Below are 14479 nucleotides of genomic sequence, written 5' to 3'. Positions count from 1 at the left end.
TAACAATGAAATTTAAAATACTTCTTGGCATTATCCTGCTCTGTTCCTACTCCGGCTTTGGCCAGTTTATTACGGAATGGAATACCTACGCATCAACATCGATCACTGTACCCACAACGGGCAGCGGCTATAATTATACCGCTACAATCGCCCCGCTAAGCAACCCTTCTGCTATTATCACGACCCTGACAGGAGTAACGGGCAATGCGATGTTCACGGGATTGGATTATAACACCGCATACCAGGTGAAGATCACCGGCAATTTCCCCAGGATCTACATCAACTATGGAAGCGAACGCTTTAAGCTACGGAAAGTGACCCAATGGGGCAACATTGCCTGGAAGAGTTTTAACAGGGCTTTTTATGGCTGCTATGAAATGAATGTCACTGCGACCGACATACCGGTCCTCACAGGGGTGACCGATATGGCATTTATGTTCACATTTTGCAACGCACTGACAGGATCTGCCAGTATGGGTAACTGGAACACCTCCAATGTTACCGATATGACAGCATTGTTTAGCGGTGCAGGTGTATTCAACCAGAATATCGGCAACTGGAATACTTCAAATGTTACCAGCATGAACGGCATGTTCGCCAGTGCAGCAGCTTTTAACCAGCCCATTGGGAACTGGGACACAGGGGGTGTAACAAATATGGGCTCTATGTTCTATGGGGCTACGGCGTTTAACAAGGATATCAGCAACTGGGATACATCTTTAGTGACCGACATGAGCTATATGTTCACTAAAGCATCTGTTTTTAACAGCAACATAGGTGGGTGGGATATTTCATCCGTAACTAATATGGACAGTATGTTTTACGAGGCCTTCGCGTTCAACCAGCCTATAGGCAACTGGGATACAACCGGCGTGACCGTTATTCAGGCTATGTTCCGCAATGCTACATCCTTCAACCAGCCTATTGGCGACTGGGATATTTCATCTGTTACAAGTACAGCATCCATGTTCTCGGGAGCAACGAACTTCGATCAGCCTATTGGCAACTGGGACCTGAGTAATGTGGAGTCGACGGCAGGTATGTTCGAAGATGCTGCTGCCTTTGACCAGGACATAAGCGGCTGGGATGTATCTTCCGCCTGGAATATGCTGTTCATGTTCCATAATGCCACGTCGTTCAACCAGGATATAAGCGGGTGGGACATTTCTGCAGGCACCCAGATGGAGGCGATGTTTAAAGGGGCGACCTCCTTTGACCAAAATATGGCGGCCTGGGCAGATAACCTTAACCCCAATGCCGTACTCAATAGCTTTTTCGGCGGTATATTCGATAACTGCGGCATGAGTGTGGCCAATTATGATGCAACACTTGTTGGTTTTAGTGAAGCCGCGCCAAATGGACTTAGCATGGGTGCAGCAGGATTATATTACTGCAATGACGGTGCCGCGGCCCGTGCAAACCTAACGCTCCCTGTAGCAAGCGGCGGCAAGGGGTGGGCGATAGTGGGCGATACCAATTTGGCTGCTTCGACACCGCTATTGGCGGCATCGGGCACAACGGCCACATTAGCGCCTACGGAGTGCAACTACAACTGGGCCAAACCATCGAACAGGGCGCGGAAAATGCTTGTTATAAATGAGAACGGCAACACCATATCGCCGTCATCGGTAGTAATCAACAACAATAGTATTGGGGCACTGCCAACGGGCGTAACTTCGGCGGAAGGGTATTACCAGAAAAGCAATGGCACCAACAGCACACGGGTGGGCAATCGCCTGGTTTCAATAACCGATGCTGCCAATTATCCTGATAATGGCGGCATCATTGTAAGGGTTTATTATTCTACTACCGAGTTTACGAATATTGCTGTTACACCATCTCCAACGGGGGATATTACAGATGCCGGATGGTTCCGGTCGGATAATGCCACTGCCGCGGGTGTAGTTGCGGGCATGTCAGCCGGTACATACATGTTGCCCAATGCAGAGAAGATCATCCCGTTCAATTCGGGTTCCGAGAGCGGTTACTCGTTTGTAGAGTTTAAACTGACCAGGCCGGGAACAATCGGGCTGTATGCCAAGACACAGGAAGGGCCGTTATCGGAACCTCTTTCAACAGAGGATTTCAATAAAGATATAAAAGTACTGCTGTACCCAAATCCGGCACAAAATATCCTGAACCTTTCTTTGCCACAAGGTATTGAAATGCGCAAGGTTTTCATAACCAATATGCTGGGGCAGACGGTATTCAATTCAGGGAATACAACCGCTATTGATGTTGCTTCTTTAAGCAAAGGTATTTACCAGATCGTGGTTTCGACAGATAGGGGAGAATGGAACGGGAGGTTTGTGAAGGAGTAGATAAAAATAAATACAGGTCGATAAAACCTAAACTTATGAAAAAAATTATCTTTCTTTTTTTATTAGCCTGGATCAATGTCAATGCCCAAAAAGAACTTTGGGGAGTTTCACAACAAACTCCTTATCCTGCCGGCGAGCAAGGCAATATTGTAAAATTTGATATGAATGGTGAAAATGCCATGACCATACATCATTTTAACTACACTACCGGAAAAGTACCAATGGGCAAATTATTTTTGGCCAGCAACGGCAAACTCTATGGCACGGCCGCTTATGGTGGCATTGGAAGTACTACCGCTACCTACGAACAGGATGGCTATGGCGTACTTTATGAATACGATCTGACTTTTGATACGTACCGGGTGGTACATTATTTTAATTCGACCAGTCCAACAGATGTTACTATAAATCCCACCAGTAGTTTGATAGAACCTATTCCGGATAAACTTTATGGAGGGACACGATGGGGAAACTTTTATGTCTATGATATTGCTACAGAAACAGTCACATCCCTGGATCAAACCTATTCGTTAGAAGCAATGGGTTTTATTTACAGCGATATGATCAAAGCATCCAATGGATTTGTGTACGCGGTTTCGGCGTCATCATATCCATGTACCGGCACAGGGGCAGATCTGCCAAATCAAGGTAGTATTATAAAAATAAATACGGCTACTAATACCGCACAAAGAGTGGCTGTTTTTGGTTGTGGCAGCACTTCCACAATTAATGCTTTTGGAGGATATAGCATGGTAGAAGCTTTACCAAATAAAATATTTTTTATGACTAATTCTAATTTGTACATACCAAGTGAAGGATCTGTTATTTCTGTTGGGGGTATCATTGAATTTAATACCGTAACAAATGGCTTAACACAAAAATTCACTTTTGATCCACTCAACTCTTTGGGTTTTAGGCCTGGCTCATTTGTTCTGGGAGATAATGGTAATTTATATGGCGTTTGTAACCAGGGTGGTGATACATTTAGAGGTGGAACAACTTCAGGTCTTTTCAATAAAACAGGAACGCTTTTTGAATACGATCCCACAACGAATGATATTATAAAACTAACCGAATTTTTGCCTTTTCAATCCAATCCGGGAAATATAATAAAATTAACTTCAGGCGATCTAATGGGCAATATTGCTTTCGGCAGTTTATTCAAATACAACATCAATTCAAATACGTTGCAGTTTCCGGACGGTTTAACCTATAGTGACTTTGGCGATCAAGCCTCAACCCAAAACCTGATAGAGATCTGCCGCAAGCCTTCGTACCACGCTTTTGATACGGCTTCGTTGGTGATCTGTGAAGGGGAGGCATTTTCTTTGGATATACAGAATACCAATGCCACCACCTACCAATGGAAAAAAGGCTCGGTGACATTGGTTTCGCAAACAACGGTAGTACTGGCTTTCGACAGCTTAAGCGTAGCCGACACAGGTATTTATACCTGTACCATGACCAACGAGTGCGGAATTACAGTAACTACGCCCTTGCAGCTTACGATAGAAGCCTGTTTGGGCCTTGATAAGGCTATCGGCATGAAAGACGCGGTCAGGCTCTATCCTAACCCTACAGGAAGCGTACTAAATATTGGAATGCCGGCTGATAAAAATATTCAGGTACAAAAGGCCTCAATTACCAATATGTTGGGGCAAGTAGTGTACAGCAACACTGGGAATACTACAGCTATCCATGTTGCCTCACTTAGCCAGGGGGTCTACCAGATCGCCGTCGTGACCGATAGGGGAGCGTGGAACGGGAGGTTTGTGAAGGAGTAGATAAAAATAAATACAGGTCGATAAAACCCAAACTTATGAAAAAAATTATCTTTCTTTTTTTATTAGCCTGGATCAATGTCAATGCCCAAAAAGAGCTTTGGGGTGTAAACGATGGTGATTATGTGAATGTCCCTGGGTTTCCTTTTAACTATGGTAAAATTGTAAAATTTGATATTAATGGTGAAAATTCCGAAGTGATGCACGATTTTGACTCCATACAGGGGTATCGACCCCTAGGCAGATTGTTTCTTGCTAGTAACGGAAAATTGTATGGCACTGCTGTAGTTGGTGGGGAAACCGGACCTGTTGTGACTATCGCAAATGCAGGTGTATTGTTTGAATATGATTTAATACTTAATAAATACAGAGTCGTACATTATTTTGGTTCTGACAACATTGGCTACACAACGCCTGAAATTGGTGTCATAGAACCTACTCCTGGAATATTGTGTGGTGCTACTCTGAATCGAATTTATAATTATGATATCGTTACCGAAAGTATGACTTTTTCAAACCCGTTACTTTATCAAAACATTGTGACCGGTGAATTAATGAAAGCATCTAATGGGTATATTTATGGCGTTTCATATGGAGGTTATTGTCAAAACATTACTTCACCCTTACCTTATCTGGGAAATATTATCAAATATGATATTGTAACCAATAACGTAAGTTTTGCACATTCAATTACGTGTCCCCAACGGGAACTTAAAGGAGCCGGGCCCAGAAATCAATTAGTTGAAGCAAGTATTGGTAAACTATATGGAACCTGTAGATCTGGTGGCATAAATGAATTCAACGATCCAGATAATTTAAAAGGAGGTACACTATTTGAATATAATATCGACACCGATGCGTATACTAAAAAAATTGACTTCGACTTTCCTACGATAGGTGCATATCCTCTAAATTTAGTTATTGGCGACAATGCTAAAATATATGGTATCTGTGAAGAAGGTGGTGCTTCACAAAGCTGTGACCCAACCAATAACTTTGGTACATTGTATGAATATACTGCTGATACCAATGTACTCGAAGTAAAACAATATTTAAATCTGTGTACTACTCCAATTAGATATCCTCAGTTTTTAATGCGTACCAGTAATGGCCATTTTATAGGTATTGCCGTGGATGGAAATATATTCAAATATGATGCAGTTACTAATGTGATCACCTATATATCAACTTTTTACAAACCCTTAAACCTGATAGAGATCTGCCGCAAACCGTCCTACCATTTTTTTGATGTTGATACGTTTACTCCCTGTGTAAATTCACCTTTTACTTTTGATGTACAAAACACTAATGCATCATCCTATACCTGGAAAAAGGATGGAGAAATTGTACCAATGCAAACAACAGGTGTTTTAACCATATCAAATAGTACAGCTTCCGATTCCGGTAATTATACCTGTGAGATGGTAAACGAATGCGGTACAACAGTAACCATGGTACTTCATGTTAATGTTGGCTGCCTGGGCATTGATGAGATGGCTGCTTATAATAAGCTAATTACCTTGTACCCGAATCCTGCCCAAGACGTCATGAATATAAAATTGCCGGAAAACGGTAATTTAAAGATAGAGGGATATACGATCTCCAATATGCTTGGCCAGGCAGTTTTTATAAGTAAGGATAATAATGCCCGTATCAATACTGCTAACTTTGCTGCGGGGCTTTATAATGTAGTTTTACAAACGGATAAGGGGAACTGGTTAGGCAAATTTATAAAGGAGTAGTTTAAATTTTGCTTATACTATTTTCCTGCTCTTATTAAGAAATTACTTTTATTTGCAAAGCCGGGCTGTAACAGGATCCCGGCATAGCTTAACGAATTTTAATGGCAGAGGAAAAAGTATTATATACCCGAATGATGTCAAAAAGGACATTGCTGCTGTTGGGGTTTATCCTCGCAAAATTCATTTTGCAGTACACTCTCGTCAACCCGTATTATGACCTCCACCGTGATGAGTACCTCCACCTGGACCAGGGCGATCATTTGGCGTGGGGTTATTTGTCAGTACCCCCTGTAACATCCTGGCTGTCTTACATTATCAAATTATTGGGCGGCTCGGTATATATGGTAAAATTTTTCCCGGCCTTATTTGGCGCCCTGACGTTACTTGTTGTCTGGAAAACCATCCAACAGCTGAATGGAAATTTATACGCGTTGCTATTGGGCGCTGTGTGCACATTGTTTTCGGTATACATAAGGCTGAATTATTTATACCAGCCCAATTCCCTGGACGTTTTGTGCTGGGCAACATTATATTTTCTGTTCATCAGGTATATCAATTCGCAACAACAAAAATGGCTACTGTTTGGGGCAATTGTATTTGCGCTGGGCTTCCTCAACAAATATAACATTGTGTTCCAGATACTGGGCCTCATACCTGCAGTCTTACTGACGGAACACCGGCAATTACTGGCTAAAAAACGTTTTTATATAGCAGCAGTGCTGGCACTACTGCTCATTTTGCCTAACCTATTATGGCAATACTGCAATAATTTTCCGGTATTCTACCATCTCAAAGAACTTGCCGATACGCAGCTGGTACACGTGAGCCGCTGGCTGTTCCTGAAAGAGCAGTTTTTCTTTTTTATCGGCGCAATGCCGGTCATTCTGGCATCGTTGTATGCATTGCTGTTTTACACGCCATTCAGGAAATACAGGGTTTTCTTTTGGTCGTTCGTATTTACCATTGCGGTTTTTACAATTTTCAAGGCAAAAGGGTATTACGCAATGGGGCTGTACCCGGCCTATATCGCTTTCGGTTCTGCTTACCTCGGGAATATCTTAAATACGAAATTAAAAAGCTTTCTGAAACCTGTCTTTATTGCAATTCCTATAGTTTTCTATATTGTGCTATTTCATGTAATCTATTCAGTGGAAAGCCCTGATGACGTTTTAAAAAATAAGGAGGCTTACAGCGATCTGGGGCTTTTGCGATGGGAAGATGGTAAAGACCATGTGCTGCCGCAGGATATTGCTGATATGCTGGGGTGGAAAGAGCTTGCCGCAAAAGTTGATGCCGCATGCAGCAAATTTCCAGGATCAAGCAGGACACTGGTTCTTTGCGACAACTACGGACAGGCAGGTGCGATAAATTATTACAGCAGCAACAAAGCTTTACGGGCGGTTTCATTTAATGCCGACTATATCAACTGGTTTGACTTTGATACCAGGGTTGATAACCTTATCCGGGTAAAAGAATTTGAAGACAGCAGCAACGAACTGGCAGAAACAGGGCCTTTTTTTGAGGTTGCCTTTAAGTCTGATTCTATAGCCGATCCGCTGGCAAGGGAATACAGGACAACTATTTTTGTTTTCAGTAAGCCAAAGATCGATATCAATGCCCGTTTAAAGCCGGAGGTTGAAACGGAAAAATGGCATTGAGGGTCGCTAAGATGATATCGTAATGTAAAATAATGCTAAACTTACACTAAGGTTTGCATCTATAGAGACATTCTCATTATTTTTACGCCTTAAACTTATTTTTATGGCCTCAGGTTTTTTTGCGATTCTCGATGATATAGCTGCTTTAATGGACGATGTTGCGGTAAGCAGTAAGATCGCTACGCAAAAAACGGCGGGTATCCTTGGTGACGACCTTGCGGTAAATGCTGAAAAAGCTACCGGGTTTTTGGCTTCAAGGGAACTGCCCGTGCTTTGGGCCATTACCAAAGGCTCCTTGCTGAACAAGATTATTATCCTGCCGATAGTTTTCCTGCTGAGTTTTTTCCTCCCTGTAGCGATCACGTATATCCTGATACTTGGAGGGTTTTACCTTGCCTATGAAGGTGTTGAAAAGATCGTCGAATACCTTTTCCACCGCAACAAGCATAAAGATGAAACAGTTGAAGTTATAGAGGAGGCTGCTGAGGTAATGGAGGAATCTGCCGAAGAAGAGAAGAAGAAGGTAAGGTCGGCGGTAACTACCGATTTTATCCTTTCTGTCGAAATAGTAATTATTGCATTGGGAAGCGTACTGGAAAAAGACTTAACGACTCAGATCATAACCGTTTCGATAGTGGCCTTGCTTGCAACTATAGGCGTTTACGGCATTGTAGCCCTTATTGTACGGATGGATGATGCAGGTTTCAAGCTGATGAAACGCAGCAATAATAAAGGGCTTTTGTCAAAACTGGGCCAGCTGCTTGTCAACCTGCTTCCAATAGTCATAAAGCTGCTATCGGTGGTTGGTACAATTGCATTGCTAATGGTTTCGGGAGGGATATTCGTCCACAATATCCATTATTTCCATGATCTGCTTCCTGAAGTTCCTGGGATACTTAAAGAATTTACCATTGGCATGGTTGCGGGAATCGTTGCGGTTGTTGTCGTAATGGGAGTGAAAAAGATTGTGGCTTTGGTGAAAGGGAAGCCGGCTAAGCACGAATAAGTAGGTTTACCAATAATCTTCAAAAGCTATCATGTCCTGGAGCTTAGGTAATGGGCGTACCAGTTTTTTGGTTTTCTCATCCAGCAAGATCTTACCAGTTTCGATTATTTCTGGTCCTCTTTATTTTTAATAAATAGTCAGGACATATAAGGCATTTTTTCTTACTTTGATTCCCTATTAAGATCGTTTCAGTGGATCTGCTTTGATATTTCTCGGCATGAGATATCAGGATCATGAAAAAAAATGTAAACTTTGTAAATAAATCATAAACAGTATGTTGGATAGCCGAAATCACCTCCCAGGGAAACGCAAATACCTTCTCGGATTAATCGTACTCTCGTTTATCGCTGTGATATGCGTAGCCTTCAGTACGACTGGTAGTGACGACTTTGATATTTCCAGAAGGGAAGTTTTACTCCGCAGGCTCGGACATGAACTGCTTTTACAATCGGGAGACAGTACATCAAGGGTGCTCCCGGTAAAAAAGATCGCAGAAAATGAATACCGTATCAGTTTTGAGAAGGAGTTCACTTTTCAACCGGACTCACTGGTGAATACCGCAAGGAGCTTGTTGGCCCAGGACCCGCTCTCAGTTGATTATGTTGTCAACGTCCTGAATTGTGGCAGCTCCGGCGTGGCCTATGGATTCGCTATATCCAAAAATAAAAAAGATGATATCATAGCATGCAGAGGAAGAGTGCAGCCTAAAGCGTGTTACATAATCAACATAAAATTTAAACAGGAGGGCCTGACTACCGCAAAGACCGGATACCTTTTGGGTATCCTGCCATTTTTGGCATTTCTTAGCGTCATTTTTTTCAGGGCCAGGCAACGGAAAACCTTACCTGAGGATGGTCAGGATACCCGTATGATCCCTTTGGGTTCAGCCTTGTTCGACGCGCAGGAAAAACAACTGACAATAAATAAAGAAGCCATAGACCTGACCGGAACCGAGACGCGCCTGCTGCTTATTTTCGCAATGTCTCCCAATGAGACGATAGAGCGAAGCCGGCTGCAAAAAGAGCTATGGGAAGATGAAGGTGTTATTGTGGGGCGCAGCCTGGATATGTTTATATCAAAGCTTAGAAAAAAACTGGAGCCTGACCCCAATATCAACATCGTTGTTGTACGTGGCAAAGGCTATAAGCTTGAGGTTAATTCTTAAGATATCAAAGATCCGGCTGCGCACTCTGCTCTTCCCTGAAATTAACATTTTTTTGCCGTAAGAAAGCATTTATAGTTTTTACTTTATAGTATCGATCACAGATAGCAATTACCATTAAGATATTCCATGGATAGAGAGCAAGAAAGAACGGAACACCCTTCAGGTGAGCATACACACGAATCAAACGAACACGAACACGAACACGAACATGAACATGACCACAGCCATGATACTTTGGATTTAAAGGAGCAGCCCGAAGCAGAAAGCTGGTTGAGCCACTGGCCGCTTCTCACTGCCTTTGTTATACTTTTAGTAATGCTTACCCTTGAATTCGGGTTTGATTACCAACCGGAATTTCCGTTTAACCTTGCCATTTTTTCTGTTGCCTTTTTGCTTGCCGGCTATAATGTACTGGGTATGGCCTGGCGTAAAGCCCGCCACTTTGATTTCTTCAACGAATTTTTCTTAATGAGCACGGCTACGATCGGTGCTTTCAGCATTGGCTCCTACAGTGAAGGGGTTGCCGTTATGGTTTTTTATTCGATAGGAGAGTGGTTCCAGGATGCCGCGGTGGCCAAAGCGAAAAGGAGTATAAAGGCGTTGCTGGACATCAGGCCTGATAAGGTCACGGTTATCAGGGATGGCCAACCCGTAGTTGTAAATCCAAAGGAAATAAAAACAGATGAAACGATACAGGTAAAGGTGGGCGAGAAAGTTGCGCTTGACGGGGTGCTTATTTCAGATGCGGGGACCTTTAATACCGCAGCCCTAACCGGTGAAAGCGTACCTGATACGAAGCGAAAAGGCGAGGCTGTTTTTGCAGGCATGATCAATCTCGATAAGGTTTCTGAAATACAGGTGACCTCACTTTTTAAAGACAGCAAGCTCAGCAAGATATTGGAAATGGTGCAGGACGCTACGGCACGCAAATCGCAAACGCAGCTTTTTATCAGCCGTTTTGCCAAAGTCTACACGCCAATAGTATTTACCCTGGCGCTGCTTGTTTGTTTTGTGCCTTATTTTTTTACAAACCCTTACGACTTTCACCAATGGTTTTACAGAGCATTGGTATTCCTTGTTATAAGCTGCCCCTGCGCGCTTGTGGTCTCTATTCCGCTGGGCTATTTTGGAGGCATCGGGCTTGCGTCCAGGAATGGTATCCTGTTTAAAGGCTCTAATTTTTTAGATGTAATGACTGCTATTACCGTAGTGGTTATGGATAAGACAGGTACGCTTACTAAGGGTGTCTTTAAAGTACAGGAGGTTGTAACGATTGACGGGATAGATAAAACAGAGCTGGTTAAACATACTGCTGCTATAGAGAAAAGCTCAACACACCCTATAGCAAAGGCAGTGGTCGATTTTGCGGAAGCGTCTGAAGCGAAAGCAGAGGGTGTGGAAGAAATTTCCGGCCACGGACTTATAGGTAAAGTAGGGGATAAAAATATACATGCTGGGAATGCAAAGCTGCTTAAAAAATACGACATTTCGTATCCTGGAGAAGTAGACAGCCTGATCGAAACAGTAGTGGTAGTAGCAATTGATGGAAAATATGCAGGCTACATAACAATTGCAGATGAGATAAAAGAAGATGCGAAGGAGGCAATTGAACAAATGCACAAACTTGGGATAAAAACCGTAATGTTATCAGGAGATAAGCAGGCTGTGGTAGATAAAGTTGCCAAAGCACTGGGAATCGATACCGCTTATGGCGACCTTCTGCCCGAAGGAAAGGTAGCAAAGGTTCAGGCTCTGAAAGATGCCGGGAGCCGCATTGCCTTTGTAGGCGATGGCGTAAATGATGCTCCGGTAGTGGCACTGGCAGATGCCGGTATTGCCATGGGAGGCCTGGGCAGCGACGCTACAATTGAAACGGCTGATATCGTTATCCAAAACGACCAGCCCTCAAAAATTACAGCTGCTATCCGGGTGGGTAAGATCACAAAACAGGTGGTATGGCAGAATATTACGATCGCCATGGTCGTAAAGGTAGTTGTACTAGCCCTCGGGGCAGGCGGTATTGCCAATCTTTGGGAGGCCGTTATTGCCGATGTAGGCGTGGCGCTGCTGGCTATACTAAATGTTGTGCGGATCCAGAAAATGCATTTAAAGTAGGGTGCCGTCATCCTATTATACTTTAGACCAAAATAGCCTGTCCTAAACTATTGCTTCACGAATTTGCCGCGCCAAATACCTTTCTCGGTAGTGGCACTCACAAGATAAGTTCCTCCGGGGAGTGCGGAAACATTGGTTTTCTCAGTGCTAAAAATTAAGATGCATTGACCGAGCATAGTATGTATTTCCCCAGCCAGGACAACTTCATTTGTGTTGAGGTAAAGTTCATCCTGCACGGGATTCGGAAATATAAAAATACTGTCATTTAGCTTTGGATTATCGATACTCATTGTTGTAAACGCAAAACATTCAGAGGTAATGATACAGGTTCCTGTAGTCGTGATTACCGCAAAATTCCCATTCGCTTCCGGCTGAAAAATGGCATCTGTAGCTCCCGGGATATCTTCATTTGTATCGCAGTTTATCCATTGGTAACTTTCGGCGAAAGCCAATGTTTCGAGGGTTGCATCATTGGCTATTACTTCCGGCTGCGATGCTATTATAATGGTTATGGGCTGTGCCTGCGTTACGCCGCATTCGTTGATGAGCTCTGCGCGCCACGTACCCGCATCGGCTTCGGTCAGACTTGCGAAGGATAGTGTTGTCCCGGTTTGCGAGGTGTCGGCAACATTGTTGTGATACCAGGTAACCGACTCCGTATTATCGCTTTGCAGGTCGTGGCTGAAAGAGGCTCCTTCACATGTTGGCACCGCTAAAAAGGGAGTAGGTACATACGATGGCTTACGGCAAACTGATGTCAGTGACGGAAAGGAATAGGCTGCACCAAACTCGATAGGGAAGCGCCCTTTCGGGAGGATAGTTCCGGTTGCTATATCATATTCATAAATGCCGTTCTGCGTGGTTCCGTAAAGTTTTCCATTGCTTCCGGCTATCAGTGCCGAAGGGTAAATGCCCACTTCCATGATCCAGCTAGTCTCTATAAGGAAATCATATTTTTTGGTGAAAGTATTAGTCGCAGGGTCAAATTCGTAGAGTATCCCGCCACCGCCCGGCAGATTGGCCTGAGGCAGCCCGGCAGCGGCAGTTCCGTAGAATTTCCCGTTCTGGGCTTTTACCATATAAGCCGACTGTTTTCCCATAAGGCCACCCATGAAGTCGTGGCGTTTGGTATACGTGTTCGTAGAAGGTTTATAGCTGTATATCGCCCCATTATTAGTCGTGCCTCCCTGGCGCGTCGTGCCGTAAAGCTCGCCATTGTACGTCACAAAATCACTGTTAAACCGATCCCCCTGTTCCAATGAGGCACAAGGCGCAATGTAAGGTATCGTTATGGCACCGTTCGCAGGGTTAATCTTTACGATGGAGCCTGTCATTGGTACCGCGACCGGGCATTGCGACCGCTCGTGGGTAGATCCGTAAAGGAAGCCGTCATCTGCTTTGTAAAGCGACCCGGCAAGCCGCATTCCCCAGGTGTTGCTTCCCGAACCACCAATAAATTCAGGCAGTACCCCGATAGAAGCAAATGTATTGGTTTGTGTGTTGTATGAAAAAACACGATCGCTATTACCCATACGTATATTGGAGTAAATGATCCCGGGAGAAACTTCTGTCAAGCCCTTTCTGCCGTCACCCATAGGCATTACGCCCGGCAGGTCGGTATTCGTGCCGGTAAACTCTTTTAGTATGGTAAAGGCATTAGTGGTCATGTCATATTCATACATCACGCCGCTGGAATAAGTATAGTCAATAGCTGTGCCTATCTGTCCGCCCGATGTGGTAACACCGTACAGCTTGTTATCGCTTAAAGCCAACAATGCGCCGGGGCTGTAGCCATCAATGCCACTGAAATGATGCATTATGGTAAGGTTGCCGCCATTAGCATCCGAACGGAAAATATAACCATAACCGTATTGGCCGCCATTGGCTACCGTGCCCCAAATCTCCTGCTGGGCACTGGACAGGTTAAAGCACAAGGCTAATAAAAAAGCAAGGAAGTAGTGTTTTGTCATAAGTTGGTTCGCTTACTATCAATAACAACTAAACAGGTGTTTACCCTAATCAGGATTCACGGTCAATCCTGTAAATATCCACGATATTTTTTGTGATGTCCTGGAAGTCTATGGCAAGGTCGACCAGGTTTCCTGTATGGATGTCGAAGATCCAGCCATGGACCGTAAGGCCGCGTTCGGCAATGGCTTTTTGCACTTCGGCGGTTTTAATTACGTTGATGCATTGCTCCTGCACATTGAGTTCGGCAAGGCGTTCGTAGCGGCGTTCGTCGTTTTCGATCGCGCTTAGTTCCCTTCGATGAAGGCGGTACACATCCCTGATGTTGCGCAGCCACGGGTTGAGTATACCCATGTCGGTATTCTGCATTGCAGCCTTGATCCCGCCACACCCATAATGGCCGCAAACTACTACGTGGTCTACTTTGAGCACGCTCACAGCATAATTAATAACCGACATTACATTGAGGTCGGTGTTGGGTACCACATTGGCAATATTGCGGTGTACGAATACTTCGCCGGGCTGCAGTCCCATAAGTTCTTCAGCGGTAACGCGGCTGTCCGAACACCCAATATATAATATGGCAGGCGATTGCCCCTGCGACAGCTTATTAAAATATGTTTTATCGTTTTCAAGCTGTTGGGTTACCCATGCCTTATTATTATCAAAAATTTTCCTGATATCCATTCTGATAGGTTTTACTGTCAAAAATAATAATATATT

General features: G+C 43.9%; 9 protein-coding genes. 7 read left to right on the top strand and 2 right to left on the bottom strand.

From position 1 onward, the window contains the following. Nucleotides 1-5: 5 nt before the first annotated feature. From AAEO56_RS03340 to AAEO56_RS03310, 7 genes are all read left to right on the top strand, one after another. Complete coding sequence (locus tag AAEO56_RS03340) at nt 6-2321, top strand: BspA family leucine-rich repeat surface protein (protein WP_341695612.1); 2316 nt, start codon at nt 6-8, stop codon at nt 2319-2321. Nucleotides 2322-2356: 35 nt separating this feature from the next. After that, complete coding sequence (locus AAEO56_RS03335) at nt 2357-4105, top strand: T9SS type A sorting domain-containing protein (protein ID WP_341695611.1); 1749 nt, start codon at nt 2357-2359, stop codon at nt 4103-4105. Between the two features lie 35 nt (nt 4106-4140). Beyond that, nucleotides 4141-5844, top strand: a complete 1704-nt coding sequence (locus tag AAEO56_RS03330) for a choice-of-anchor tandem repeat GloVer-containing protein (RefSeq protein ID WP_341695610.1) — start codon at nt 4141-4143, stop codon at nt 5842-5844. Between the two features lie 101 nt (nt 5845-5945). Then, nucleotides 5946-7502, top strand: a complete 1557-nt coding sequence (locus AAEO56_RS03325; RefSeq protein WP_341695609.1) for a glycosyltransferase family 39 protein — start codon at nt 5946-5948, stop codon at nt 7500-7502. Between the two features lie 103 nt (nt 7503-7605). Further along, nucleotides 7606-8508, top strand: a complete 903-nt coding sequence (locus tag AAEO56_RS03320; protein ID WP_341695608.1) for a DUF808 domain-containing protein — start codon at nt 7606-7608, stop codon at nt 8506-8508. 274 nt (nt 8509-8782) lie between these two features. After that, complete coding sequence (locus AAEO56_RS03315; protein WP_341695607.1) at nt 8783-9673, top strand: winged helix-turn-helix domain-containing protein; 891 nt, start codon at nt 8783-8785, stop codon at nt 9671-9673. Between the two features lie 126 nt (nt 9674-9799). After that, nucleotides 9800-11788: a heavy metal translocating P-type ATPase gene (locus tag AAEO56_RS03310; RefSeq protein ID WP_341695606.1), complete on the top strand. Its 1989-nt coding sequence runs from the start codon at nt 9800-9802 to the stop codon at nt 11786-11788. Nucleotides 11789-11835: 47 nt separating this feature from the next. Here AAEO56_RS03310 and AAEO56_RS03305 read toward each other — a convergent pair whose 3' ends face one another. Further along, a complete protein-coding gene (locus AAEO56_RS03305; protein WP_341695605.1) occupies nt 11836-13758 on the bottom strand; it encodes a choice-of-anchor tandem repeat GloVer-containing protein in 1923 nt (640 codons plus the stop codon). Nucleotides 13759-13807: 49 nt separating this feature from the next. Then, nucleotides 13808-14443, bottom strand: coding sequence for a carbonic anhydrase (locus AAEO56_RS03300; RefSeq protein ID WP_341695604.1), 636 nt, complete (start codon nt 14441-14443; stop codon nt 13808-13810). Nucleotides 14444-14479 lie beyond the last annotated feature (36 nt).

Source organism: Flavobacterium arundinis (assembly GCF_038289855.1).
GTDB lineage: Bacteria > Bacteroidota > Bacteroidia > Flavobacteriales > Flavobacteriaceae > Flavobacterium > Flavobacterium arundinis.
The sequence above is the reverse complement of the archived record's forward strand: the minus strand, read 5'-3'. Positions and strand labels throughout refer to the sequence as shown.

What these genes read in the sequence shown, in the direction of transcription:
- AAEO56_RS03300 (WP_341695604.1), bottom strand. Translation starts at nt 14,443, where the DNA reads ATGGATATCAGGAAAATTTTTGATAATAATAAGGCATGGGTAACCCAA.
- AAEO56_RS03330 (WP_341695610.1), top strand. Translation starts at nt 4,141, where the DNA reads ATGAAAAAAATTATCTTTCTTTTTTTATTAGCCTGGATCAATGTCAAT.
- AAEO56_RS03325 (WP_341695609.1), top strand. Translation starts at nt 5,946, where the DNA reads ATGGCAGAGGAAAAAGTATTATATACCCGAATGATGTCAAAAAGGACA.
- AAEO56_RS03310 (WP_341695606.1), top strand. Translation starts at nt 9,800, where the DNA reads ATGGATAGAGAGCAAGAAAGAACGGAACACCCTTCAGGTGAGCATACA.
- AAEO56_RS03335 (WP_341695611.1), top strand. Translation starts at nt 2,357, where the DNA reads ATGAAAAAAATTATCTTTCTTTTTTTATTAGCCTGGATCAATGTCAAT.
- AAEO56_RS03305 (WP_341695605.1), bottom strand. Translation starts at nt 13,758, where the DNA reads ATGACAAAACACTACTTCCTTGCTTTTTTATTAGCCTTGTGCTTTAAC.
- AAEO56_RS03340 (WP_341695612.1), top strand. Translation starts at nt 6, where the DNA reads ATGAAATTTAAAATACTTCTTGGCATTATCCTGCTCTGTTCCTACTCC.
- AAEO56_RS03315 (WP_341695607.1), top strand. Translation starts at nt 8,783, where the DNA reads ATGTTGGATAGCCGAAATCACCTCCCAGGGAAACGCAAATACCTTCTC.
- AAEO56_RS03320 (WP_341695608.1), top strand. Translation starts at nt 7,606, where the DNA reads ATGGCCTCAGGTTTTTTTGCGATTCTCGATGATATAGCTGCTTTAATG.